Source organism: Saccharothrix xinjiangensis, assembly GCF_039527585.1.
In the GTDB taxonomy this organism is placed as follows: domain Bacteria; phylum Actinomycetota; class Actinomycetes; order Mycobacteriales; family Pseudonocardiaceae; genus Actinosynnema; species Actinosynnema xinjiangensis.
Genome location: NZ_BAAAKE010000030.1, coordinates 25136 through 51375 on the forward strand (window position 1 = coordinate 25136; position 26240 = coordinate 51375).

Below are 26240 nucleotides of genomic sequence, written 5' to 3' on the forward strand. Positions count from 1 at the left end.
ACCGGAAAGCTAGGAGCGGCTCCCGGAGCTGTCGACGACGACGGGCCATCCCCCGACCACGGCGGGGTAATCCCGCCGCGCGCCGGGGCGGGATTACCCGGCGGTGTGCGCACCGTGCCGTCCGCCGCTTCTCCCGGCGTGGCGGCGCCGGGATGCTGGCCGCAGGCCGGAACCGAACGGGAGCAGCCGCCGACGCCCAGTCGCCGCCGCCGTCCCCGCCGCCGCCGGCCGGCGATCAGCGACGAAGGAGTCAGAGCGACGTGAGTGCCTTGATGGACGCGGTCCTCGCGGGTGCCGGGGCCGAGGAGCTGGCCCGGACACCGCTGCCCACCCACTACACCGCCGCGCACACCCGAGTGGAGGACGTCGACCTCTTCCGCGGCGTGAAGCACAAGGACGTCCGCAAGTCGCTCCACGTCGGCGAGGTGCCGATGCCGGAGCTGGCGCCCGACGAGGTGCTGGTCGCGGTGATGGCCAGCTCCATCAACTACAACACGGTGTGGTCGGCGACCTTCGAGCCGATCCCCACGTTCACCTTCCTCCAGCGGCTGGGGCGCAAGGGCGGGTACGCCGCCCGCCACGACCGGCCCTACCACGTGCTGGGCTCGGACGGGGCCGGGGTGGTCGTGCGCGTCGGCGACGGCGTGCGGCACTGGGGAGCGGGCGACCACGTGGTGCTCAGCGGCGCTTACGTCGACGACCAGGACCCCGCCACGCACGCCGACGGCATGCTCAGCACCACCCAGCTGGCCTGGGGCTTCGAGACGAACTTCGGCGGCCTAGCCCACTACGCGGTGGTGCGCGCGAGCCAGCTGCTGCCGAAACCGCCGCACCTGACGTGGGAGGAGGCGGCGTCCATCACGCTGTGCGCGGGCACCGCCTACCGGATGCTCGTCAGCGACAACGGCGCGCGCATCAAGCAGGGCGACGTCGTGCTGATCTGGGGCGCGACCGGCGGCCTCGGCGTGTACGCGGTGCAGCTCGTGAAGAACGCGGGCGGGATCCCGATCGGCGTGGTCGGCTCGGAGCAGAAGGCCGAGGTGCTGCGCAGGCTCGGCTGCGACGTGGTCATCAACCGGTCGGAGATCGGCATCGACGGCGGCGGCGACTCGCCGGAGCTGGCCGTCGAGCACGGCAAGCGGCTCGGCCGGGTGATCCGCAAGGAGGTCGGCGAGGACCCGCACGTGGCCTTCGACTCCATCGGGCGCGCCACGTTCGGCATCTCGGTGTTCGTGGTGCGGCGCGGCGGCGTCGTGGTGACCTGCGGTTCCAGCACGGGGTACCAGCACACCTTCGACAACCGGTACCTGTGGATGAACCTCAAGCGGATCATCGGGTCGCACGTCGCGAACCTCCAGGAGAAGTCGGAGTGCAACCGGCTGTTCCGGCTCGGGCACCTGGCGCCGGTGCTGTCGTCCGTCCACCCGCTCGACGACGTGGCCGAGGCCGCGCGGGTCGTGCAGAACAACGACCACATCGGCAAGGTCGGCGTGCTGTGCATGGCGCCCACCAGCGGGCTCGGCGTCACCGACCGGGCGCTGCGCGAGCGGATCGGCGAGGACCGGCTCAACCCGCTGGGCGCGCCGTCGCCCGCGCCGGTCCCGCCGTCCGTCCGATGAGGACGCCCGAACGCCCGTACCCGGCGCCGTGCCGCGGCGTCGCTCCCCTCACCAGGAAGTAGGCCCATGAGCAAGGAGATCGGCTCGGAGTACGACGTGGTCATCATGGGCGGCGGCCCGGCGGGCTCCACGTTGGGCGCGCTGCTGGCCAAGCGCACCGACCTGCGCGTCGCGCTGTTCGAGAAGGAGAAGCACCCCCGCGAGCACATCGGCGAGTCGTTCGCCCACCAGATGATGTCGGTGCTCCAGGAGAGCGGCGCGCTGGAGAAGGTGCTGGCCAGCGACTGCTGGGTGCAGAAGTTCGGCGGCATCTTCAACTGGGCCGAGACCCCGCTGACCGCCTTCTTCGACGGCCGCCACGCCGCGGAGGACGGGGTGCGCCGGTGGGCGATGCACGTCAACCGGTCCGAGTTCGACGAGATCCTGCTGCGGCACGCCGAGTCGCTGGGCGTCGAGGTGTTCGAGGAGGTGTCGGTCAGCGCGTTCGAGCCGGACGCGGACGGCGCGACCGTGACGCTGAAGGGCGGGAGGGAGGTGCGCGCCTCCTACTTCGTCGACGCGTCGGGCCGGCGCAACAGCATCGCGGCCAAGCAGAAGCGGGACTGGCTGTCCGGCTACCGCAACATCGCGATCTGGCAGCACTACCTGGGTGGCAAGGACGCCCAGTCGCTGCCGGGCGACTGGAACATCTTCCGCGAGGACAACCTCTCCCCCATCGGCTGCTTCGCGTTCCTCAACGGCTGGTGCTGGTACATCCCCGTGCCGAAGATCATCGACGGCGAGCGGAAGCTGACCCACTCGATCGGCATCGTCACCATCCCCGAGATCCTCAAGCAGGACGGCCTGGACTTCACCGACCCGGCGGTCTTCCTGCGCACCGTGCGGCAGGTGCCCCACCTGAAGGACCTGATCCAGGACGTCGAGCCCGTCGCGGACAAGATGAACACCGCGACCAACTACTCCATGATCAACGGCCAGTTCGCGGACCTGGACCGGCGGTGGCTGCTCGTCGGCGACGCCGCCTACTTCGTCGACCCGCTGTTCTCCTCCGGCGTCGCGTTCGCCACCAACCAGGCCGCCAACGCCGCGATGCTGCTGGAGACCACGCTCGCCGGCGACCTGGACCGCCGGTCGCTCGGGGACCTGTGGCGCGACTACGACGAGGGTTGGCACGGCATGGCCGAGACCTTCGCGCTGTCCATCGACCAGTGGTACCACGCGCTGGGCAAGGACCACCCGGACAGCATCTACTGGCACCACCGCGGCACGGGGCCGGACCTGGACATCCAGGAGCGGACCTTCGACGTGCTGCTGAACACCGCGGTCACGCCCAACCTGATGCAGGTGATCAGCGGGTCCGTGCCCAAGGGCGCCGGGCCGCTGGCGCGCGCCGCCGAGCGGGCCGAGCCCGCGCCCGTCGACGAGCACGCGCCGCTGGGGCTGGCCGCCGGGGTCACCGCGCGGGAGACGGTCGGCCTGGACGCGCCGGGCTTCAAGGCGTTCATGCCCGCGCCGCCGTTCGACGCGGAGGTCGACGACGAGACGCGGGCCGCGATCGCCCGCTACTGGAGCGACCCGATCGGGAACGGGGACGCCGTCGTGTCGCCGGTGGCCACGCCCGCGCCGGCGCTGCGCTTCGGCTTCGCCGACCAGCCCGACGCGGCCGAGGTGCGGGGGCTGGGCCGGGAGGGCGCGGCGGAGCTGCTGGACATCCTCCGGTCCCGCTCGGCGTCGCTGCGGCAGCTGGAGACGAAGCTGACCGCCACGCAGTTGCAACTGCTCAAGCGGTTGATGCGGGCCGGCATGGTCACGGCGGACGACAACGCGGCGGACGAGCACGTGACAGGGGCCTGAGCGGTCCGGCCCTTGACCGCCGCGGGCTCCACCCGGTGCGACCGGGGATCCCGGCCCCGGCCCGCGTCACCCGACGCGGGCCGGGGCCGGTGGCTCACCTGATGTACTGCGGCAGCACGTGCGGGGGCCACTCCGCGCCGGAGAACAGGCCTGCGGTGAACGCGCGGGACACCAGGGCGGCCCGGTTGGACACGCCGAACCGGCGCAGCATCGTCCCGATGTGGTACTCCACGCCCTGCTTGCTCAACCGCAACCGGGTGGCGATCTCGGGGTTGGACTCGCCCGCCGCGACGCGCTCCAGCACCCGCGCGGACACCTCGGACAGCCGGTCGTCGCCGACCACGTCCCGCTCGCCGCCCTCGCCGGCGGCGGTCTTGAGCAGCACGGTGATGCCCGTGCTGCCGCGCCTGGCCACGCCGGTGAGGGCGCCGTCGAACTCGGCCGCACCCGGCCGCATCGCCACCACCCGCTCGGCGAACCAGGTCCGCCTGCCCTCGGCCAGGTACCGGAACTGGTAGCCGACGCGGCTGTGCACCCTGGGGTGCAGGAAGTCGTAGAGGCTGCGCCCGCGCAGGTCCTCCGCGGAGGGCGAGAACTGCCGGCGGAAGAAGCCGTTGGCCCGGACCACGCGCAGCCCCCGGTCCAGCCGGGCCATGCACAGGCCCGAGCTCTCCGCCAGGGAACCCAGGAAATCCGCCTGCTCGTCACCTCGACCGGCGCCGCCGGCCGCGGCAGGTGTGGGCATCGCTCTCGTCGCGCCGCTCACGGTCAACTACCCCCTTCAACGTGGCTTCCCGCGCCGGCCGGTGAATTGCACACCGCCCGCACCGCGGATCCCGGCGGTGACCAACGGGATTACCGACCACGTTATGGAGCCACGCGGTAACAGGCAACGACCTGCGTCGTGGCGCCACTAAAACTGTGGGTCCCCGTTCCCGATGGGGCGAGGACGGGCGGTGCGTGCGGACCGGCATACGGCACCGAACGGCCCACACCGAGCCGCTGTTCGGCGCAACGCGACCCACCCCGCCGAACGCGCGGGTCGCGGAATTCACGGGAACGACCGGTACCCGGGAAAGGGAACAGACCCGCCCACTGCTTTTTACGGAAGTGCAACATACCGCACGACGGCCAAGCCGGTCATTCCGCTGCGCACCCAATGCGGGGCGGAATGACCGGCGAACGCGAGGTGAAAGGGAAAGGGGGAACGGGAACCGCCGCCGCTACCCGGCGCGGGACCCCCGCGACCACCCGTCGGCGCCCGGCGGCGGCACCGCGCCGGCCAACTCGGACCGACCGCGCACGCCGAGCTTGCGGTAGGCGCTGGTGAGGTGCTTCTCGACGGCACGCGCGCCCACGCCCAGCCGGTCGGCGATGTCCTTGTTGCGGTGCCCGTCGATGACCAGCTCCACGACCCGGCGCTCGGTGGAGGTCAGGTCGGCGCGGCGGCCGTCCCCCGGGCGCGGTCCCGGCGCGGCGCCCGCCCGGTCGGCGAGCCACGTCATGCCGCAGGCGAGCGCGAGGTGCCGCGCTTCCCGCAGGTGCGCGGTCGCGGCGTCGTCGCCGGCCTCCCGCAGCCGCCTGCCCAGCAGCGCCCGCGCCTTGGCCAGCTCCACCCGGTTGGTCGACGGCGCCAGCACGTCGACGGCGTCTTTCAGCGCCGTGATCCCCGCCCGGCCCCCGACCAGCGCGCCGCGCTGCCGCAGGGCGCGGCCGATCGGTCCGGCCACGCCGCCCCGGCGGGCCTCCGCCAGGTCCTCCTCGTTCAGCCCGCGCGCCAGCTCGGTGTTGCCCAACCGCGCGTGCAGGGTGACCAGCCGCGACCGCCACGGGAACAGCACGCCGTTGCGCCAGCCGATCCGGTCGACGTGCCTGCCCAGGTCGGCGAAGTGCTCCACGGCCACCGACAGGTCGCCCGCGGCGACCGCGGCGGAACCGCGCAGCAGGCCGGTCAGGGAGGCCAGCCGCGAGTTCTCCGCGCGGGTCGGGCACCGGCTGAGCGCGTACCGGGCGAGCTCGGGCTCGCGCAGCTCCACGGCGGCGGCGCAGAGCACGACCGCGCAGGTGCTGATCACCTCGACCAGCGCCGGGTCGACCTCGGCGATGGTCCGCCGCGCCAGGTCCCGAGCCTCGACCAACCTGCCGGTGACCAGGGCCACCAGCGCCTGCCTGGTGCGCACGGCCACCAGCGGCAGCACCCTGCGGTGGGCCAGGCCGTCCTCGGTGGCGGCGTCGAGCCAGCGGCCGAGCTCACCCACCGACTCGGCCGCCACCAGGGTGGTGGTCAGCACCCCGGGCGTGGCCCACGCGCGGGAGGCCGCGGCGGGTTCCCTGGCCAGGACCCGGTTGCCCAGCTCGGCCAGCGCGCCCGGTTCGACCCGCCCGGTCAGCGCGCCCGCGTGGAGCAGCACGGCGCACAGCTCCCGCTCGCCGGGCGAGTCCAGCGGCGGTCGCGGGCCGAGGGCGAGGAACCGCTCGTGCGCGTCGGCGAGCTGGGCCGGGTCCTCCTGCCCCGCCAGCCGCAGCCGGGCCTCCAGCTTCAGCGCCATCTCCCGCTCCAGGCCGGTGAGCCGGTCAGCCGGGCCCAGCTCCGCCGCGACCGACCGGACCTCCTCCAGCCGGGGCGTGCCGCCGAGCGCCGGCACGACCGGGGTCAGGCAGAGGGCGGACGCGCGTTCGACCGCCGACGGCAGCAGCGGCAGGGCCTGGTGGGCGTGCCGCACGGCCGAGACCAGGTCGTGGTCCAGTTCGACCGCGGCGAGGTCGGCCAGCAGCCGGCCGCGGTCCGGGCCGTCCGGCGAGCCGTCCAGCAACGCCCGCCGCAGGTAGCGGACGGCGCTCGGGGCGTCCCCGCCGACCATGGCGGTGGTGGCGGCGGCGCGCAGGACGTTCGCGGCCCACTCGCCCGCGGGTGTCGTGGTGGCGACGAGGTGGTCGGCGGCCCGCTCGACCTCGCCGCTGCCGTAGAGGGCGCGCGCGGCCCGCAGCTCCAGCTCCTCCCGGGTGGCCGCCGCCATCGCGCCGCGCACCGCCCGGCGCAGCACCGGCGCGGTGAACGCCAGGTCCGCGCCGGGCGCCAGCAGCCCGAGCGCGCGCAGGGCGCGGACGGCCTCGGCGACGTCCACCTCGTCCAACCCGGCCAGCCGCCGCACCAGGTCCGGGTCCGCCGGGCTGTCCAGCACGGCGAGCGCGTCGGCCGTCGCGCCCACCCGCCCGGGTTGCAGCCGCAGGCACCGGCCGACGACCTCGGACAGGTCCGCGACCGGCCACGACCCCGGGTCGCCGTCGTCCGGCCCGGAGGGCAGCGCGTGCAGCAGCAGCGGGATGCCGCCGGTGTGCCGGCGCCACTCGCGGGCGTGCTGCTCGTCGACCGGGCCGCCGCGCCGGCCGGCCAGCAGCGCGCGGGCGCCCGCGGTGGACAGCGGTTTCGGTCGCAGCACGGCCCGCGCCGCGCGCACGAGGTCGATCGCGGCGGGCAGTTCCGCGCCGCGGTCACCGTCCAGCAGGGACACCAGCAGGACCGCCCGCAGCGGCCCCAGCCGCCTGCCCAGGTACGCCAGGCAGGCCAGGGACGGCGGATCGGCCCACTGCACGTCGTCGACGGCGACGAGCACCGGGCGCTCCCGGGAGAGGTCCCGGACCTCGGCGCGGAACCGGTGGAAGAGCTCGTGCGGCGTCGGCGGGGCCTCTCCCGCGAAGAGCGGCGACGGGTGCGGTTCGACGTCGACGCGCGGCACGGGCTCCAGCAGCTGGCGCACCACGCCGTGGTCGAACCCGCGTTCCGCGGGCGCGGCGCGGGCCCGCAGCACCGCGCCGCCCGCCTCGGTCGCGAGCGCGAGCGCCCGGTGCAGCAGGGCCGACCTGCCGATCCCCATCGGGCCCCTGACCACGACCAGCGAACCGGCGCCCGCCCCCGCCCGGCGCAGGGCGTCGGCGATGAGGTCCACTTCGGACTCGCGCTCGAACGGCGTCACGGCGCGGGCACCCCTCCCAGGTCGGTCAGCACGGCCCGCAGCTGCGCCCGCCCGGTCACGCCGAAGGCGCGGTAGACCGCGGTGAGGTGCAGCTCGACGGACCTGCGGCTGACCGAGAGCGCGTCGGCGACCTGCGCCGTGGACATGCCCCGCACGACCAGCTCCACGATCCGCTCGGCGGTCTCCGACAGCTCGGGCCAGGTGCCGACGACCACCGGCCGGCGCGCGGCCCACAACCTGCCGGTCAGCTCCTGGACCCGCCGGCGCAGGATGCCGTCCGTCCGCACGGCGGTGAGCCGCCCGCAGTCGGCGAGCAGCGCCGCTGCCGCCTGCCCGTCGCCCTCGGCGGCGTGGTGCGCGGCCAGCTCGTAGAGGGCGTGCGCGTACCAGCCGCGGGCGGGCGACGCCCGCAGGTCCCGCACCGCGTCGGCTAACGCGGCCCGCGCGGTCTCGCCCGTCGAGCCGCACCCGCGCCACAGCCCGGTCAGGCCGAGCGCGGTGGGCGTGCCCCACCGCTCGGCCAGCTCCCGGTCCTCGGCGAACAGCCGGTCCGCCTCCCGGGTCCGCCCGCACCTGGTGTGCGCCAGCGCGGCCAGGGACCGCCACGGCAGCAGCACCGGGTTGTGCCAGTTGCGGCCCAGCAGCCGGCGGCCGCACTCCCGCAGGTCCGACAGCGCCTCCTCGTAGTTGCCGGCGCAGAACCTCAGCGTGCCCCGCGCGAACCGCAGGTAGGTCCAGCCGAAGCTCTGCGAGGCGCCGGGCGGCATGGCCGTCGCGGCGGCGCTCTCCGCCCGGTCGACCAGGCCCCGGCTGAGCCAGAGCAGCACCTCCAGGCCGGCCAGCATGGCCACGGCGGCCGGGTGGCGGCGGTGCGGCGCGTACTCGACCCGCGCGCAGTTGAGGTCCTCGTCCGCCTCGTCGACCCGGCCGCGCACCAGGTGCAGCTGGGCGCGGACCGTGAGGGCCGCGCCGACCGCGCTGCGCAGCCCGCGGCGGCGCGCGGCGTCCAGCGTGTCGTCGAGGCCCACCAGCGCCTCGTCCAGGTCGTCGGTGAGCATCAGCGCGCGGGCGGCCACGATCCTGGGCACGAGCAGGCGGTCGCCGTCACCGCCCGCGCGCAGCCCGAGCCTGGCCAGGCGCCGGGCCCGGCGGGCGTCGACGCCGCGGGCGGCGGCCAGCCACGCCGAGATGCCCGCCAGGTCCGGGTCCCGCACCTCGGGCGGGAGTTCCGGGACGGCGGGCACCACCACGTCGCGCCCGCCGTGGCAGTGGTCGTCGGCCAGCCAGTACAGCCCGGCCATGGTGGCGCGCTCGGCGGGTTCGGCGTCCGGTCGCGCGCTGACCACGCCCAGCACCTGGCGGGCGAGCTCCACCGCGCTGCGGACCAGCATCAGGTCGGCGGCGGCCAGCCGGACCGCGGCGGTGCCCGGACCGGTGTCGGTGAGCAGCACCCGGACCAGCCTCAGGTCCCCGGCCTCGGGCTGGTCGACGGCCTCGACCGCGGCCAGCTCGACGAGCAGCTCCGCCCGTCGCGCCTCGGACACCGGTTCGCGCAGCGCGCGGCGCAGGAAGCGGGCCGCCGGCCCGTCGCCGGGCACCCGGTCCCGGGCGCCCGCCGCGCGGCGCAGCGCGTCCACGGCCCAGCACGCGCCGACGGGCGCCGCGCCGAGCAGGAGACCGGCCACGTCCTCGTCCGCGGCCAGCGAGCGGTGCGCCAGCTCGGCGGCCCGCGCGTGCAGCTCCGCCCGGTCCTCCGGGCACATGTCCGCCAGCACGCGCTGGGTGGCCGCGTCGTCGGCGACGAGCCGGTCGCCGTCCTCGTGGGCGAGCCCGTTGTCGCGCAGCAGCCGCGCCGCGCGGGACGGCGGCACCCGGCCGAGGTCCGCCAGCACCGCCAACACCCCGGCGGGCAGCACCCGTCCCGCCACGGCGACCGCCCTGAGCAGCGACAGCAGTTCCGGGGAGAGGTGCGCGAGCACCGCGCCCACCTGGTCGCGCCTGGCCTCCGCCGCCAGGTCCGCCGGCGGGACCCCGTCGCGCTCGTCGAGCCCGGCCAGCACCGCGCGCAGCACCGCCGGGTTGCCGCCGGTGGCGGCGGCCAGGTCGGGCACCAGGCCGGCGGGCGGCTCGCCGCCGTACCACCGCCACACCACCCTGGCCAGGCCGTCCTCGTCGAGCGGCGCGGACCGCAGCACGTGGTGGGTGCCCGGGTCGGTCGACGCGTCCGGGAACCACGGGTCCTCGGGGGCGTCCGCGCCGGACTGCGGCAGCGTGCTGGTGGTGGACACCAGCAGCATCAGCGAGGCGCGGTGCGCGCGCCGAGCCAGCGCCCGCAGCCACAGCCCGCTGTGGCGGTCGGCCAGGTGCGCGTCGTCGACGACGACCAGCAGCGGTCCGCGCCGGCCCAGGCCCAGGAAGTGGCCGCACAGCAGGGGCACCGCGCTCTCGTCGGGCACCTCGGGCGACCGCAGCGCTTCGCCCACCTCCGCGCCGGCGTCGGGCAGCAGCTGCGAGACCACCCCGAAGCGCAGGTCGGTCTCGGTCGGGGACGCCGTGGCCCGCACCACCCCCACGCCGCGTTCGCGCGCCAGTTCCTCGGCGTGCGCGAGCAGGCTGGTGCGGCCGGTGCCGGGCCGGCCGTGGACCAGGCCGACGGCGGGCCGGCCCTCCGCCAGGCCGCGCACCAACCGGTCCAGCAGGCCGAGTTCGGCCTCGCGCTGCACGAGGGCGCCGCCCGGCGCACCGGGGCCGGGCCTCACCGGACCAGGCCCCCGCCGCACGCGGCGGTGTGCTGCGCGGCGGTGTCGTTCGCAGCGGTGCCGTTCGCGGGCGCGGTGCGCAACGCGCCGGGCAGGTCGGCGCGACCGGACACGCCCAGCTTGCGGTAGGCGTTGGACAGGTGCACCTCGACCGTGCGGACGGTGAGGAACAGCGATTCCGCGATGGCCTGGTTGGTCCACCCCGTCGCCGCCCGCTCCGCCACGCGGCGCTCGCTGCCGGTCAGCAGGTCGAGCGGCGACTCGGCCCGCGTGCGCACCCGGCCGCCGGCGTCGGCCAGCGCCGCGCGCGCCGCGGCGGCCAGGGCGCGGTCGCCGTTGAGCACGGACAGGTCGGTCGCGCGCCGCAGGTGCTCCCGGGCGTCCTTGGCGCTGCCGTGCCGCAGCACCGCCCGGCCGAGCAGGTACTCGGCCCTAGCGCGTTCCAGCCTGGCCGGGGTGTCGGCGAGCGTGCGCGCGGCCTCGGCCAGCAGCGGCACCGACCGCCGGCCGGGCGTGCACGCGCCCCGGGCCGTCAGCAGCAGGCCCCGCGCCCGCGCGGTGCCCCACCGCTCGACCCGGTCGGCGACCGGGTCGACGAGCGCCGCGCCCTCGCCGTGCCGGCCCAGGTCGGCCAGCAGGCAGGCCGCCTCCAGCCACCACGGCGCGAACACCGGGTTGCCGATGCCCGCCTCGGCCAGGCTGCGCCCGCAGCGCAGCAGCAGCTCCAGCGCGCCCTCGGGGTCGTCGAGCTGCTGCCGGACCCGGGCGGCGACCATCAGCCGCGCGTGGTGCTCCACCGAGAACTGCTCGTCCCGGGGCCGGTCCACGTCGTCGAGCGCCCGCTGCGCCGCCACCGGGTCCTGGCGCCGGGCCAGGACGGCGGCCAGGGCGATGCGGGGCGCGGTCGTGTTCGCCCGCCACGGGAACTGCTCGGCGATGCCGACGGAGATCTGCGCGTCGGCCAGCGCCTCGGTGAGGTTGCCGCTCCAGTGCCGGACGGTCGCGCGGGTGCTCAGCGCCAGGTGGTGGGTCCAGATCCGGCCGTGCGCCCGGGAGTCCTCCAGCAGGCGGTCCAGCAGGCGCAGCGCGGCGTCGACCTCGTCGGCGAGGTGGAGCGCCAGGGTCGCGCCGAACAGCGCCCACCCGCCGGGCGTGACGTCGCCGCCCCGGGCGGCGCCCTCGGCGAGCCGGGTGACCAGCCGCGCCGGGCGGCCCTCCAGCGCGCCGATCGCGGCCGTCATGCCCAGCACCTGCCGCTCGGCGGGCGTGTCCCCGGCGGGCGGCGGCGCGGCCCGCGACCGGACGATGGCGTGCCGCAGCGTCGTCTTCTCGTCCGCGCCGGAGATCAGCGCGGTCGCCTCCACCAGCAGCCGCAGCTCCCGGTCGGCGGGCTTCGGGTCGGGGCCGATCACCGCGTCCAGCTCGTCGAGCACGCCGGTCAGCACGACCACCGCCCGCAGCGAGCGCTGCACGGCGAGGGAGGTCAGGGCCAGCTGCACCGCGATCGGGGCCCGCTCCCGGGGGTCGGTGGTCCGGGCGAGCGCCCGTTCGAGGTGGTCGACGGCCGCGGCGGGCTCGGTCTGCGCGAGCATCCGGGCCAGGTCCACCCGCACCCGCACGTCGGTCGGGTCCGCCTCCAGCGCGCGGGCCAGGTGGTGGGCGCCCGCGGTCGGCGCGCCGCGGCCCTCGGCGCAGGCCGCCGCTTCCCGGAGCACGCCCGCCATCCAGGGCTCGGTCAGCTCCGGCAGGGCCAGCAGCAGGCCGGCGACCTCCTCGGCGGGCCGGCCCGCGTCGTTGAGCAGCACGGCCGCCCGCCCGCGCAGGGCGGTCAGCTCACCGGGCGCGCAGTCGTCGAGGACGGCGGCCCGGACCGCGTCGTGCCGGAACCCCCGCCCGGTGTCGGCCAGCAGCCGGTCGTCGCGCAGCTCCTCCAGGGCGGCGAGCAGGGCCTGGTGCGACACCTCGGCGAGCGCCGCGACCGGCTCGGCCTCGCCGGGCCCGAGCACGGCCAGGGCGCGGGCGACCGCGCGGGCGTCGGGTGACGAGCGGGCCAGGACGGCGAGCGCGGAGTCCGCCACCACGGCCCGGCCGACGTCGGCCACCTGCCGGGCCCCGCGCTCGTCGGGCGGGGTGCCCGCGGCCCGGAGCCGGTCGACGAGGCGGTCGAGCGGCAGCGGGTAGCCGCCGGTGACCTCGGCGCACTGGCGGGTGAACTCCGCGTGCGGTTCGACGCCGAAGGCGGCGGTGAGGAGTTCCGCGACGCCGTCCTCGGCCAGCGGCCCGAGGTCGAGCACGTGGCAGTGGCACAGGGCGAGCAGGTCCGCGAGCGCGTCGCCGGCGGCCACGGGCGTCCCGGTGCGCTGCGCCAGCAGCACCACCAGCGGCATGTCCTCCGCCCGGCGCAGCAGGAAACCCAGCCACGCCAACGACCGCTCGTCGCACCACTGGACGTCGTCGACGACCAGCACCAGCGGCGCGCCGCTCATGGCGTTGACCGCGAACCAGTACAGGCCGTGCTGCACGGCGTAGGGCTCCGGGCCCGCGCCCCCCGGGAGGGGCACGAGGGCGGACCGCGCGAGCCGGGCGCCGCCCCGCACCAGGGGTGAGCCGGGTTCCAGCGCGCCGGCGCGCACGAGCGGCGCGAACAGGCGGCGGACGGCGCCGTAGGCGACCGAGGTCGTGGAGGTGTCGCACGAGCACGTCAGCACGGTGGCGGCGGGGTCGGGCGTCGCGGCCCGCGCCGCGGTGAGCAGGGCGGTCTTGCCGACGCCCACCGGGCCGCGCACGAGCACGGCCTTGCCGCCACCGGTCCGCTGGTGGCCGGCCAGCACGGCCAGCTCCCGGCTCCGCCCGACGAGCGGTCTGCACGGGGAGGTGGAAAGACCCGGACCGACCGACATCGAGCCCCTTTCGCACAATCCGATCACAGCCGGGGAAGAACCGGCGACACCCACTCGACCGATGTTATCCACGAACACCGAACCGTCAAGCCCGCCCCGAAGTGGAGTGACCCGGAAAACAACCCCGTGAAACCCCCATGAACAAAATTCACAAATTGCGCGGATTTCCCCCGTTGTGCCACCCGCGGCTGCGGCCGGGGCGCGCGTGCGCCCACCCGCGCCCGGCCCGATCAGGCAGGCGCGGAGTTCACGCAGGTGGAAGCCTCGCTCGCCGCGCAGAGCGGGCTTGGCCCACGCGGCACCTCCCACCGCGTGGACCGGTAGGACGATCGGACGACGTGCTGATCGAACGGGCCACCGGGTTGCCCTTTTTTCCCTTCTCGCACCGGTACCACCACCTAAATATGCACGGCGTGAATAACCTTGACACCAACACCCGACGGCACTAGAGAAGCCGATCGCACACCGGTTCCCGCAATTCCCACACGAAACCCACCGGTACGCTCAGAAGGCGTAACGCACCCGCAGGTACGGCGCGTGCCGGTCGATCAGCGCCAGCAGCTCGTCGAGCAGCCCGCGCTTGAGGCCCGCCCGGTACCGCACGTTGACGCCGCCGCCCTCGCTGCGCTTGACCTCCTGGAGGTCGGGCCGCCACAGCAGCTCCTCCGCCTTCGGGTGCCAGCGCAGGTTCACGTCGTGCAGCGCCCGGTTGTGCGTCAGCATGATCACCTCGGCGGCGAGCTGCGCGCGGGTCTCGGGCGAGGCGGCGTCGCCCAGCGCCTCCAGCAGCTCGCGCCAGTCGTCCAGCCACCCGTCGTGCACCACGACCGGGCTGAGGTTGACGTGCACCTCGTAGCCCGCCGCGCGGAAGTCGTCCAGCGCGGCCAGCCGCTCGGCCATGGCGCTGGTGCGGATGTCGAGCAGCTTCGCGGTCCTCTCGGGCATGAGGGAGAAGCGCACGCGCGTGCGGCCGCGCGGGTCCCAGTCGAGCAGGTCCCGGTTGACGTGCTTGGTGGCGAACGACGCCTTGGCCGTCGGCAGGTCCCGGAACAGGTCGACCAGGTCGCGCACGTTGTCGCTGACCAGCGCGTCGACCGCGCAGTCCGAGTTCTCCCCGATGTCGTAGACCCAGGCGTGGTCGTCGACCTGGTCGGGTTCGACCTTGGGTCCCTGCCGCGCCACGTGCCTGGCCAGGTAGCCGGTGATCTGCTCGATGTTGGCGAACACCGTGATCGGGTTGGAGTAGCCCTTGCGCCGGGGCACGTAGCAGTAGGCGCACGCCATCGCGCACCCGTTGGCGGTGGACGGTGCGATGAAGTGCGCCGACCGGCCGTTGGGCCGGGCGCTCAACGACTTCTTGACGCCGAGCACGAGCGCTTCCCGCTTGATCCGCACCCAGCGGCGCGCGTTCGCCTCGTCGCCGTGCAGCTCGGGGATCTGCCAGTGGCTCGCCACCTCGACCCGCTCCGCGTCCGGGAACCGGTCGAGCACCGCCCGACCGCGCGGCAGCTCGGCGGCGGCGGGTTCCACGTAGATGCGGGTGGGCGAGATCAGCGGCGGTGCGGTGGTCACCCCTCCAGTGTCCGAGCGGGACCGACGAAACCGCACGACGAGCCGGTCCGCGTGCCGCGCCTCACCCTGTGAGCCGACCCACCGCGAGCCGGCCCCGCGAGTCGACCCGACCGGGACTACCCGCCCGCGCCCCGACCGGGGTCCGGCGCCGGCGCGCCGGTGGCGGACGTGCCCGTCCGCTGGACGACCGACCCCAGCGCGTCCAGCGCCTCGGCCCGGGAGGCGAAGACGTCGAGCACCTCCGTGACGCCCGTGACCTCCAGCGGTCTCAGCACCGGCCTGCGGTCGGCCACGACGGCGACCGCGCCGCCCGCGCCGAGGGCCCGCTCGTGGGCCGCTAACAACAGCGACAGCCCCGGCGAGCCGAAGAACACCACCTCGGTCAGGTCCAGGACCAGCAGCGGCGGCGTGGCGCTGAGGGCGTCGTCCACAGCGGCGTGCACGGGCGGCGCGCTGTCCATGTCAAGTTCACCCGAAAGAGCGACAACATGGGCATCGCCGGCCCGGTCGACGCGCACGTCGAGGTCGAACGGCGGCGGTTCGATCGGCTCGGTCACGGCGGCTCCCGCTGTGGGCTGCGGTGTCATCCCGACGTTCTACCAGTGCCGAGGCGTCGCACCGCCGCCACTATGTCACGGTTGGGCGCGCCCTTGACGACGTACTCCGTGACCCCGGCCTCCCGGACCTCCTCCACGGCGGCCAGGTCGGCGTGCGCGGACAGCACCAGGATGCCCGTCCCGGGCGCCAACCTGCGGATCTCGCGGGCGGCGCGGCCCCCGCCGCCACCGGGCATCCGGACGTCGAGGACCACGACCGCCGGCGCGTGCCGCGCGGTCAGGGCGATGGCCTCGTCGGCGTCGGCGGCGACCCCGACGACCTCCAGGTCGGGTTCGGCGTCCAGGACCTCGCGCAGGGCGTCGCGGATCATGGCGTCGTCGTCGGAGATGACCACGCTGAGCTTGCCGGGCGTCACCGCTCGACCTCCACCGGTGTCGGGACCCAGAACTGGACCAGGGCGCCGCCGCCCGGCCGGTCGGTCAGCGACCACCAGCCGCCCGCGGTCTCCGCCCGCTCGCGCATCTCGACGGTGCCGAAGTGCTCCGAGGTGTTGCGGCCGGGCAGCTCCCCGATCCCCACCCCGTCGTCGGCGATCTCGACCAGCGTGCCGTTGTCGACGGAGGACAGGGTGATCTCGACGGTGGTCGCCCGCGCGTGCTTGTGGACGTTGGTGACGGCTTCCTGGCAGATGCGGAAGACCGTGATCGCCGCGTCGGCGGGCGGCTCGTGGTCCAGCGCGTGCCGCAGCCGGTAGCCGACCTCCCACGAGCCGGTCACGTCGGCGAGGTAGCGGTCCAGCGCCTCGACCAGGCCGTACCGGTCCAGCTCCGGCGGCCGCAGCCGGAACACCAGGTCGCGCAGGCGGCCGATGGCGTCCCCGACCGCCTCGTCGAGCCGGCGCACCACGTCGGCGTGCTCGGCGGGCAGCCGGCCGGCCAGCAACTGGAGCCTCATGCCGACCGCGACCATCGCCTGGATCGAGTCGTCGTGCACGTCCCAGGCGATGCGGCGGCGCTCCAGCTCCTGGGCCTCCACCAGGTGGCCTACCAGAGTCGGCCCTACTCGGCGTCCTGTGCCTCGATCAGGTCGAGGTCGCGAACGCAGAAGCGGTGGTGCTCGAAGGTCTCGTTCAGCACCGTGCCGAGGCACCGCCGCACCGAGCGGCCCTGGGCGTACGGCGGCCAGACATCGTCGTCGGGCACCGGCGCCGGCGCTGCGAGCTGCTCAGCGGTGACCTTGTCGAGCCAGGCCTCGAGCTCGGCGGCCTGTGCGTCACGCACGCTCACGATCTCGTCGAAGTCCGGATCGAGTGAGAGGTCAAGCCCGTGCGCTCCACGGTAAGGCTCGACGTCCGGCCCGATGCCCATCGGCGTGAACAGCTCCGTCGAGCCCAGGCAACAGCGGCGGAACCACGAGTCATGCACGAAGACCAGGTGGCGCATCGTCTGGACCGCCGACCACTCGTCGTTCACGCTGTGGCGCTCGATGCCGGGCGTACGGCGGATTCGCTCGATTGTGGCGGCCCAGCCGGCATGGAGCTGACGCGACGCCTCGCGCAGATCGGCAAGGTCCTCGGAGCGGATCAGCACCCGCACCGGATGACGCCGGTCGAGCTCTGCCTCGACGTACCCGGTGACCTCGACACCGTTCACCACGAGGTTGGTGATGAGCCCATCGATCACGGCATCCTGCATGACGACGCCGATCAGGCGTGCCCCGGTCAGGTCGCACTCGCGGAACTCCGCACCGTGCAGATCCTCGTCGATATATCGTGTCATGGTCCGCATACTAGGTCCGGGCACCGACAAGCCAGCCTCCCCGTGCCTTGGCTTCTACTATGTCCTGACCGAGCCGAAGGGGTCTGGGACTTTCGCTGCGAAGAACAACGCCAAGCAGCATCGGCACTAAAAGACGGCGGTAGCCAGAGCTCTGACTGCCTTAGCTTGCCGTTTAAGGTTCCGGTCGGTGACGTGCACCCCGGTTGATCATGGAAGCAGCCCTTGGTTGATCATCGCTCTTGCGACAGAAGGATGATCGACCAAAGGGCTGCGTGATCAGTGTGCACCATCTCGACTCCGGGCCCGCGCTCGGGGCGTTGTCCGGGTTCCGCCGTGAGTTCCACCGTTGCCTGACCCGCCGGGCGGACGGGCTGTTCGAGCTGGCCGACGCCGTGCCGTGCGCCGACGGGCCGGTGCGGACGCTGGTCGGCCTGTCGCTGGCGCCGGAACACCGGCGAGGGCATGGCTGCCTGTACGATGCGGTCAACAACGGCCGGGTCGACCCGGAGCGGTTGCGCGACGCGTTGGCCGGGCTGCCGCTGCCTCGCGCGGCGGACGGTCGCCTGGTGCTCGCGGTGGACGTCTCGCCGTGGCTGCGCCCGGACGGCAACACCTGCCCGGACCGCTCCTTCTGCCACACCTACGGCCGCGGACGCAACGAGCACCGCATGATCCCGGGACGGCCGTACTCGTTCGTGGCCGCGCTGGCGGCCGGCGGCACCTCGTGGACCGCGCTGCCGGACGCAGTCCGGCTGCCACCCGGCGCGGACGTCGCCGCGGTGACCGTGGTCCAGGTGCGCGGGGTGGTCGAACGGCTGATCGCCGCCGGGCAGTGGAGCCCAGGCGATCCGGAGATCCTGGTGGTGCTCGACGCAGGCTACGACGCGCCCCGCATCGCCTACCTGGTGGCCGACCTGCCGGTGCGAATTCTCGGGCGGATGCGGTCGGACCGGGTGCTGCGCCGCCCGATCCCGCCCAGGGCCCACAACCCATTGGGCGGACGTTTCCCCAAGCACGGCGGTGAGTTCGTCTTCGGCGATCCGGCCACCTGGGGCACCGAGCACGTGACCACCGGCACCGACACCCGCCTCTACGGCACCGCCACCGCGCAAGCCTGGAATCGCCTGCACCCACGACTGACCCGACGCAACGCCTGGATCGACCACACCGCACCACTGCCGATCATCGAAGGCACCGTGATCCGCCTGACGGTGCAGCGGCTGCCCTCCGGCGGGGTGAACAAACCCGTCTGGTTGTGGTGCTCCGACGTCGACGCCGACACGGCCGAGATCGACCGGTGGTGGCGGATGTTCCTGCGGCGCTTCGACATCGAGCACACCTTCCGCATGCTCAAGCAGACCCTCGGCTGGACCCGGCCACGGTTGCGCGATCCCGACGCCGCCGACCGCTGGACCTGGCTGATCCTGGCCGCCCACACCCAACTGCGCCTGGCCCGCCCGCTGGTCGCCGACCTGCGCCACCCCTGGGAACGGCCCGCCGAACCCGCCAGGCTCACCCCGTCTCGTGTCCGGCGCGGGTTTCGCAACCTCCACACGAAGATCGCCCGCCCAGCAGCGGCACCGAAACCTGTCCGGCCCGGACCGGGACGACCTGCCGGGTCGAAGAACCGTGTTGTCGCGCAACGCTTCAGGAATGTCACGTAACTCGTCTTGTGGCGGTGGCCGAGCGCCTCTCGGTCAGCCGGTGAGGGTGATGTTGTGGAGGTGGGCGATGCCGGAGGCGGTGTCGCGCAGGGTGTGGGCGGCGCGGCGGTAGTCGCGCAGGACGGTCCAGTTCTTCATGCGGGCCAGGGTGTGTTCGGCGCGGGCTCGGATCGAACGGTGGGTGGTGTTGAGATCCTCTTGCCAGTCTTCGAGCGGGCCGCCGTCGCGGGGTTTGCGGTAGGGCGTGATCACTTCGGGGTTGCCCTGGTAGCCGCCGTCGGCCATCACCGGACGTCCGGCCAGGGTGTCGGCGATGCCGGAGTCGCGGTAGACGGTGCAGTCGTTGCGGTTGCCCGGCTTCGGCTCGCCGGTGGCGATCACTAGACGGGTGTCGGCGTCGATGGCCACCTGCAGGTTGGTCGAATAGCGGTAGTTCTTCGAGCGCGCGGCGAGGCGGTGGTCGCGGGTCGGGACCAGGGTGCCGTCCACGATCGCCACCTGGTCGATGCGGCGGCGCCGGACCAGGGCGAGTGCGAGCAGCGGGCCGACGGTGTCGATGACCCGGTGGGCCGCGGCGTGGGAGACGCCGAACAACGGCCCGAGCTGCCGCATGGTGAGGTTGGTGCGCCAGTAGGTCGCCACCAGCAGCACCCGATCGGCCAGGTCCAGCCGCCACTGCCGTCCGGGACGCTCGTCGGCGATGGCGTCACCGCCGTGCTCGGCCACGATCTTCACCAGCTTGCGGAACTGCCCTGGCTAAGCCGGTGAAGGGCGCGATCCACTCCGACCGGGACGCCGAGATCACCTGCACAGCCACATCATTCCAGCCGATCAGTCACCGAGTTATTGAGACGAAAGTGTGCGGTTGCCTTCATCTCGACGGCGAACCCGCTGGTCAGCGGCTTGAGGTGCAGGCAAGTGGACACTTTCGTCTCAATACGTGACATCCTTTCGACGTCGGGCTACTCCTGGCCACCGGCCAGGCATACACCCGACCAGCCCACCACAAAAAGGGCACCAAACCCCGCCGAACAGCTTAAACAGCAAGCTGAGACGTTGTTTTATGCGTGCCTGCTACCGGTATGCCTTATTGGCGGCCCACTGTTTCGCAACCGCGGCGGGATGCGGGGTCGGTTTCGTAGAGGTAGGTGTCGTTGTTGCCGCGCCCGCACACGACGGTGCTGCTTTGGGTCCTGTCCATGGTGATCACGGAGTCGTCGCCGTCCCTGGCGTCCACGCGGGCCCCGATGAGGGAGAATTCCCTGATGGTGGAGGGTGCCGGTGATCCGGGCGTTCCCGCTCCGGCGATCACCACGTCATTGTTCGGAGTCATGGTGGTCTGGCTGACCTGGGCGGCGCCGCTTCCTCCCACCCCACCCGGCCTTACCCTCTCACCCAGCGTCGCCCCGTCGCCGCCGTTGCCCCCGAGCGCGGTCAAGGTCGCGCCGACCGGGGAGGATCCGGTCACGGTCAAACGCGAGTTCGCGGCAATGCCGTCACCGCCGTCACCTCCCCCTCCAAGAGTGGTGCTGGTGTCGACCGGTCCGCCGTTGCCTCCGTCGCCACCGGTGATCGTCATGTTCAGCGTTCCCGTGGTCGACAGCGTCGCGTTTGTGGCGGCCCAGCCGTCTCCTCCCTGACCTCCCCTGCCCCCTTCGAACGCGGTGTCCCTGCCACGTCCGCCGGTGATCGTCACCGTCGTCGTGCCGCCACCGGTGATGATCGACCCGGTGTTGCCGTGACCGCCGTTGCCGCCCCTGAAGTCGGCCGGCCGGTCGCCGTCCTCGAGCGTGTAGTCCAACGCGTTCCCGCCGGTTCCGCCGGTGATGGTGATGGTGTCGACGCCCTCGCCGCTGTCCACGGTGCCAGCGTTGCCCACTCCACCCCGTTCCCCGTATCGGGGGGTGTCGGCTCCGTCCCGTCCGGTGATGACGATCTCGTCGTCGCCGTCGGTGCCCCGCAGGGTGATGCCTGCGGGGACGCCTTCGGTGCACTCGATCCTCTCGCCGGTCCCCTGGGCGGTGCGGGTGCAGCCCGGGGGGTCCGCCTGGGCCCAGGCCACCGGCCCACCGCCCCCCGCGACCCCCGCGACCAGCACACCGAGCACCAACGCCCGCGTCCCGAGCCCCACCGCACACGACGAACTCCGGTGCCGACGACTCATCACGACGATCCCCTTCCTGTTGTCCGACGACGAGCACCCTGCCGGCCGTGATCGGACCCCGCCCGCCGAAACCCCCGGCGTGGCCCGGAAGAGCATTCTTGTTCGGACAGCCGGAACCGTTTCGGATCGGCGGGGACGATGTCGGCACGGCGGTGTCGGACACCTGACCGGTGGTCGCCGGGAATACGGACCCGCCTGTGTCCGAAGACGCGTCACGGCGGTCGTGCGCCCTGTCGACGTGCGCCCGGTCCGGGTGATATGTGTGCACTCGTTGCGGTGAAGACCGATCGCTTTTGCGAGGTTCCCTTGCTCCTTGCCCCTAGGGTTCCGGTCGCCGCTCCCGCTCCGCGGCGAGACCGGTTTTCTATTCCCGAAAGGATTTCATGTGTCTACTTGGACCCAGCGCGTGCTGACGGGGACGGTGGGGGCGACGCTGGCCATGGGCGCCCTGTTCACCGGCAGCGCCGTCGCCGCGCCCGCGACCGACACCGCGGCCGACTTGACCGACGACCTGGTCGAGGACGACACCAGCCCGGCCAAGCAGAGGAACCAGTGCGACGTCGTCTACTCCCTGACCTTCACGGCGAACAAGAGGGGGCTGCCCGCGGTCGGCAAGCCCGTCTCGGACATCGTCAGCTCGGTCTGCGGCTGACGACCCGACCCGATCCGGGTATCCATCGACAGAGGACAGGACAGTGACGACGAAACGTGACGCGGTGTCGATCGGCTGGCGTACCAGTGCAGTGCTGCTGATGGGATCGGCCCTGGGGAGTGTGCTGGCCGTTCCGGCGAACGCGCAATCCGGCGACGACATTCAGCGGATCAACGAATTCCTGTGCGAGAAGGACCGCAGCGACAGGTTCCTGAGCAAGTTCGCCGACATCCAGGACCGGATGCCCTACACGTTCCGGCCCAGCACGCTGCAACCGCACCGGGCGACCCGGGAGCAGTTGTACGACGACCCGGAGCTGACCAACCGGACCCGCAGGGCGATGTGCGCGAACCTGCGCGACTACAACGATGCGCTCCGGCGGATCATGCACCTCAACCAGGGGGAGATCGAGCCCGAGTACGACACCGAGGACGAACTGATGGCCTTCTACGACCGCAAGATCGCCGAATTCGACGCGGCCATCGAAGAAGAAGAGTCCTCCCCGCCCCGCTGACCACCCGGTTCTTCCGCGAGTCCGGCTCCGTGCCCGGTGGCCGCACCTCGGCCACCGGGCACACGAAGGACCATGGAACGAGCCGCGTCCGCGTGTGACAACCATGACCTGTAGTCACGCCCCACCTGGACCACGCGGACTGCGAGTACCGCGAGGCCACTGATCCCTGGTGGAAGGCCGGCGGGTACGAGGTTGACCGCGCCCGCCCGCGACTGCCCATCACCGCCGGCCCGGCTGCTGCCGCGCTCGACGTCCACACCGCCACCAGCACGAACGGCGAGAAACCAAAACAGCGCAGGAAGACGAAGTCGACCACTCCACGACCCCGCCGAACAGGTTAAAACTCAAGCTCAGATATCAAACAAGTCATGCACTCGATCACCACAGCCCTTCACATTCATACCGCCCCCGCCCTGCTGCTTACCCCCAATCTTCATGACGTGTTTGAACGTGTAGGCGAATCACTGAGCTACAGAGGCCATATCCAGGCCGTAACCACCTACTGGCGCACGTTGCACGGCCATGCCTTGGATAATTTGGGATCCGACCATCCGGTCACTCTGACTATCCGACAGAAGCTTGCGTTCTTACTGAATCAGGCAGGCGATTACGCGGGCGCAGTGTCCGGACTTAGTTGGCGGATCCGCAGAGTGTCCCCCGATTTCGGCTTTGAGGCGGCGCCGGGAGCGGTTCGCGACAACGGTCGGTCTGCGAAGGGTCACCGGCCCCGAGCGGGCAGGTCGACATCTGCCGCCGGCCTGCGGCATCACCGGGGTAGGTCCTGGGGTTGGTTGTCCGGACCTACGTTGCGGCTTCGGCGGGTCGGTCGTCGCCGGGGCGGAGTAGCGGGTCGAGTTGCCGTTGCAGGTGTTCGACGTCGTCGTTGCGTCCCTGGTGCCGGTACAGCTGCAGTGCTTCCTGCCATGCGGTGCGGGCCTGGTCGTGGTGGCCGAGGGCGGCGTAGGGCCGGCCGAGGTGTTCGAGGGTGCTGGCGGCGTCGTAGATGTTGCCGCCGCCGCGGCGCAGGGTGAGGGCCTGCCGGTAGTGGCGGATGGCCAGGTGGTGGTTGCCGGTGTTGTGCTCGATGTAGCCGAGGCTGTCGAGGGTGTTCGCCTCGCCGGTGCGGTTGCGGTGTTGTCGGTGCAGGGCCAGGGCGGTGTGGAAGTGACCGCGGGCGGTGTCGTAGTCGCCCAGTCGGGCGGTGTACCAGCCCACGGCGTTGTGGGAGTGGGCTTGGCACAGCGGTACGTCGAGGCCGAGGAGCAGGCGCAGGGCGCGGGTGGCGTGATGCAGGGCCTCGCGGTCGTCGTGCCTACCCCGGACCCTGGCGAGCGCCTGGTGGGCGTGGGCCTGCTGGTAGGGGTCGCCGTGCTTCTCGGCGAGGCCGATGGCATGGTCCAAGTGCCCGACCGCGTCCTCGTACAGGCCCAGGGCGGCGCAGGCGCTGCCCAGTTGTTGGTGGGCGACGATCAGGGTCGTGGGCTCGGGCAGGTGCGCCGCGGCGTGTGCGGCCGCTCGCCACAGGGTGAGGCGGTCGTGGCGGTGGCCCCGCCGGTGGTGGAAGGTGTTCGTGGACAGGGCCAGCCACCACACGGCGCGATGGTCGTGGTGCAGGGCCGCGATGTCCTGGGCGGCGAGCAGGGTAGTGCGTTCGGTGTCGAGCCAGGCCAGTGCCGCGGCGGCGTCGGGCAGCGGATGGGTGTGGGCACCCGGTGCGGGCGCGGCGAGTCCGACGGGCCTGTGGTGCGCGTCCAGCAGCAGGTCGGCGGTGTGGGCGGTGTGGGCGTAGAAGCCGATCACGCGTCGCAGCGCCGCGTCCCGCACGCCTTCGGGCAGTTGTCGTGCGGTCTCGGTGGCGTAGGCGCGGATCAGGTCGTGCATCCGGTACCGGCCGTGCGTGTCGCGGTCCAGCAGCGACGCTCGTTCCAGGTCCCGTAGCACCGTCCGGGCGACGGCGGGTAACGAACCGGTCAGGTTGGCGGCGGCGGGCAGGCCGATGTCCGGGCCGGGCGCGATCGCCAGCAGTGCGAACGCGGTGGCCTGCTCCCGAGTCAGCGCGCGGAACGACCAGGACAGCACGGCCCGCAGGCTGGCCGGCGGCTCGTCGTCCAGCGCGGCCAGCCCCGACTCCCGCAGCTCGGCGACCGCGAGGGACAGCGGCACCTGCGAGCGGGCGGCGATCACGCTCAACGCCAGCGGTACCCCGCCGCACAGGCTGATCAGCTCGTCGACCACCGCGTCCCGGGTGTCGATCTCCGACGTGCCGCGTCGGGTGGCCAGCAGGTCGCGTGCTTCGCCGTCGGACAGCGCGCCCAGCGACAGGCGGTGGGCGCCGTGACCGGTGACCAGGCCGACCAGCTGGTTGCGGCTGGTCACCACGACCGCGCACCCCGCACCGCCGGGCAGCAGCGGGACCACCTGGTCGGTGTCGGCGGCGTTGTCCAGCACCAGGAGCACCTGCTTGTCGGCGGTGAGGCTGCGGAACAGCGCGGACTGGGCTTGGGCGTCGAAGGGGACCGACCCCGGCTCGATGCCCAGGGCTGTGAGGAAACCGCGCAGCGCCGTGGTCGGTGCCATCGGCGAGCCATCCGGGCCGAAGCCGCGCAGATCCACGAACAGCTGGCCGTCGGGGAACCGGGCGAGGTGGCGGTGTGCCCAGCGCAGGGCCAGCCAGGTCTTGCCGAAGCCACCCGCACCGGTGATGACCGAGATCACCATCGAGCCACCGGGCTCCACGGGAGCCATGCGGTCGTCCAGACGGTGCAGCTCGTCGTGGCGGCCGACGAAGGACACGGGCGCGGCGCGCAACTGACGCGGCACCACCGGCCCGGACACCACCGGCCTGGGCCCCGCGCCCGGGGTCGTGCCCGGTGTCGTGCCGGTGGGAACGGCGCCGGCGGCCAGGACCTGCCGGTGCGCATCCTGGAGGACGGCGCCGGGTTCGGTGCCAAGCTCCTCGATCAACCGCATTCGGAACTGCAGGTAGTGCGCGAGGGCGTCGTTGGTCCGCCCAGTCTGGTGCAGGGCCAGCAGGTACTGGGCCTCGATTCGTTCGTCCAGCGGGTGCTGTGCGCTCCGCGCGGCCAGCTCGGCCACCAGTCCTCCGCCTTCCCCGGCACGCAGCCGGGCGTCAACCAGGTCATGGTGCGCGGCCAGCCGTTCCTGTTCGAGCCGGTCGCGCTCAGCCTGGACCCACTCCCCGTGCACACCGGTCAGCGCCTCCCCGCACCACAGCCCCAGCGCCTCGGTCAACACCGGCACCGCCTGGCCGCCCTCGCCGCGGGCACGGACACACAGGTTCCGGAATCGGTACAGGTCCACCACCGGCTCGGCCGTGTCGGCCACCAGGACGTACCCACCCGACCGGCGGACGATCGCCACCTCGTCCGCGTCGGCCAGGGCCCGTCGCAGTCGGGAGATGTAGCCGTGCAGCGTCGCCCGCGCCCGCGGTGCCGCGTCCGCACCCCAGACCCGCTCGACCAGCCGCTCCACCGGCACCACCCGCCTGGCGTCCACCGCCAGCGCAGCCAGCACGCACCGCTGCCTGGGCGTGCCCAGGTCCACCGGGCGCCTGCCGACCTCCGCACTTACTTCCCCCAACAAGCGCACCAGCACCGCCATACCAAGCCCTCCGCCCCGGATGCCTCCCCGGCCACCAGCCATAGCAGCTCACGCTGCGCCATGCAGAAACCTTGCCAGCGGTTCACACGATCGGGCCTCGACGCTGAGTCGGTGGTGGTCGACCCGCGCTGTCGCGGCCGGCGGGGGCGGAACTCCCGGGCCGGTGACCATCACATCACTGAACGTCGAGGAGGGGACATGAATCGGATTCGAACCGTGCTCGCAGCCCTGGGTCTGGCGGTGATCGCTCTGACCACGCCGGCCGTCGCGCAGGCCCAACAGCCTGGTGACGTGGGGGCCATGGCCTTCGCCGACTGCCCGGCCGGCTACTTCTGCGTCTGGGAACACGCGGACGGGACGGGTCACTGGGCCAGGTTCCAGACGGGATCGCTGGACCTGACCGTGCCGGTCGGCAGTTTCGTCTTCAACGACAAGATCTCGTCCGTGTGGAACCGGACCAGCCGGATCTGGTGTCTCTACGAGAACATCAACCGCGGAGGAGCTGTCCTGCGAATCGCGGCCGGCTGGGGGCCGGGACCGATCGGCCCCCGCTACGAGTTCAACGACAGGGTCAGCTCGCTGGGGCCCTGCTAGTCCGACGAGACGCCGAC

General features: G+C 73.2%; 17 protein-coding genes and 1 pseudogene. 6 read left to right on the forward strand and 12 right to left on the reverse strand.

Going from position 1 to position 26240, the window contains the following annotated elements; all coding sequences use genetic code 11:
• Positions 1 to 260: 260 nt before the first annotated feature.
• A complete protein-coding gene (ccrA, locus tag ABD223_RS36855; RefSeq protein WP_344041691.1) occupies positions 261 to 1619 on the forward strand; it encodes a crotonyl-CoA carboxylase/reductase in 1359 nt (452 codons plus the stop codon).
• Positions 1620 to 1685: 66 nt separating this feature from the next.
• On the forward strand, positions 1686 to 3473 hold the full coding sequence (locus tag ABD223_RS36860) for an NAD(P)/FAD-dependent oxidoreductase (RefSeq protein ID WP_344041693.1): 1788 nt from the start codon (positions 1686 to 1688) through the stop codon (positions 3471 to 3473).
• 94 nt (positions 3474 to 3567) lie between these two features.
• Here ABD223_RS36860 and ABD223_RS36865 read toward each other — a convergent pair whose 3' ends face one another.
• From ABD223_RS36865 to ABD223_RS36905, 9 genes are all read right to left on the reverse strand, one after another.
• Positions 3568 to 4218, reverse strand: coding sequence for a helix-turn-helix transcriptional regulator (locus ABD223_RS36865; RefSeq protein WP_344041695.1), 651 nt, complete (start codon positions 4216 to 4218; stop codon positions 3568 to 3570).
• A 478-nt stretch (positions 4219 to 4696) separates the two neighbouring features.
• A complete protein-coding gene (locus tag ABD223_RS36870) occupies positions 4697 to 7447 on the reverse strand; it encodes an AAA family ATPase (protein WP_344041697.1) in 2751 nt (916 codons plus the stop codon).
• Positions 7444 to 10206: an AAA family ATPase gene (locus ABD223_RS36875; RefSeq protein ID WP_344041699.1), complete on the reverse strand. Its 2763-nt coding sequence runs from the start codon at positions 10204 to 10206 to the stop codon at positions 7444 to 7446. The genes ABD223_RS36870 and ABD223_RS36875 overlap by 4 nt, the downstream gene beginning before the upstream one ends.
• Positions 10203 to 13106, reverse strand: a complete 2904-nt coding sequence (locus ABD223_RS36880; protein WP_344041701.1) for a helix-turn-helix transcriptional regulator — start codon at positions 13104 to 13106, stop codon at positions 10203 to 10205. The genes ABD223_RS36875 and ABD223_RS36880 overlap by 4 nt, the downstream gene beginning before the upstream one ends.
• A gap of 504 nt (positions 13107 to 13610) precedes the next feature.
• Entirely contained in the window at positions 13611 to 14678 is a 1068-nt protein-coding gene (locus tag ABD223_RS36885; RefSeq protein WP_344041703.1) for a spore photoproduct lyase family protein, read from the reverse strand.
• Positions 14679 to 14794: 116 nt separating this feature from the next.
• Positions 14795 to 15235, reverse strand: a complete 441-nt coding sequence (locus ABD223_RS36890) for an STAS domain-containing protein (RefSeq protein ID WP_344041705.1) — start codon at positions 15233 to 15235, stop codon at positions 14795 to 14797.
• Positions 15236 to 15261: 26 nt separating this feature from the next.
• Positions 15262 to 15651 carry a response regulator gene (locus ABD223_RS36895; RefSeq protein WP_344041707.1) on the reverse strand — a complete coding sequence of 130 codons (390 nt, stop codon included), beginning with the start codon at positions 15649 to 15651 and terminating at the stop codon, positions 15262 to 15264.
• Complete coding sequence (locus ABD223_RS36900) at positions 15648 to 16271, reverse strand: sensor histidine kinase (RefSeq protein ID WP_344041709.1); 624 nt, start codon at positions 16269 to 16271, stop codon at positions 15648 to 15650. The genes ABD223_RS36895 and ABD223_RS36900 overlap by 4 nt, the downstream gene beginning before the upstream one ends.
• A 23-nt stretch (positions 16272 to 16294) precedes the next feature.
• On the reverse strand, positions 16295 to 17014 hold the full coding sequence (locus tag ABD223_RS36905) for a DinB family protein (protein WP_344041711.1): 720 nt from the start codon (positions 17012 to 17014) through the stop codon (positions 16295 to 16297).
• A gap of 272 nt (positions 17015 to 17286) precedes the next feature.
• Between ABD223_RS36905 and ABD223_RS36910 the strand changes: the two genes are divergently transcribed.
• A complete protein-coding gene (locus tag ABD223_RS36910) occupies positions 17287 to 18678 on the forward strand; it encodes an NF041680 family putative transposase (protein WP_344041713.1) in 1392 nt (463 codons plus the stop codon).
• Between the two features lie 33 nt (positions 18679 to 18711).
• On the opposite strand, the pseudogene ABD223_RS36915 reads toward ABD223_RS36910, so the two are convergent.
• A pseudogene (locus tag ABD223_RS36915) lies at positions 18712 to 19489 on the reverse strand (transposase family protein).
• Positions 19490 to 19765: 276 nt separating this feature from the next.
• Complete coding sequence (locus ABD223_RS36920; protein ID WP_344041715.1) at positions 19766 to 20740, reverse strand: hypothetical protein; 975 nt, start codon at positions 20738 to 20740, stop codon at positions 19766 to 19768.
• Positions 20741 to 21227: 487 nt separating this feature from the next.
• On the opposite strand from ABD223_RS36920, the gene ABD223_RS36925 reads away from it, so the two are divergent.
• Together ABD223_RS36925 and ABD223_RS36930 are read left to right on the forward strand one after the other, a co-directional pair.
• Positions 21228 to 21494 carry a hypothetical protein gene (locus ABD223_RS36925; protein WP_344041717.1) on the forward strand — a complete coding sequence of 89 codons (267 nt, stop codon included), beginning with the start codon at positions 21228 to 21230 and terminating at the stop codon, positions 21492 to 21494.
• A 43-nt stretch (positions 21495 to 21537) separates the two neighbouring features.
• Positions 21538 to 22008 (forward strand): hypothetical protein, encoded by a 471-nt coding sequence (locus tag ABD223_RS36930; RefSeq protein ID WP_344041719.1) that lies wholly within the window; start codon positions 21538 to 21540, stop codon positions 22006 to 22008.
• A gap of 801 nt (positions 22009 to 22809) precedes the next feature.
• Here the strand turns inward: ABD223_RS36930 and ABD223_RS36935 are convergent.
• A complete protein-coding gene (locus ABD223_RS36935; RefSeq protein WP_344041721.1) occupies positions 22810 to 25629 on the reverse strand; it encodes an AfsR/SARP family transcriptional regulator in 2820 nt (939 codons plus the stop codon).
• Positions 25630 to 25845: 216 nt separating this feature from the next.
• Between ABD223_RS36935 and ABD223_RS36940 the strand changes: the two genes are divergently transcribed.
• On the forward strand, positions 25846 to 26223 hold the full coding sequence (locus ABD223_RS36940) for a peptidase inhibitor family I36 protein (RefSeq protein ID WP_344041723.1): 378 nt from the start codon (positions 25846 to 25848) through the stop codon (positions 26221 to 26223).
• Positions 26224 to 26240 lie beyond the last annotated feature (17 nt).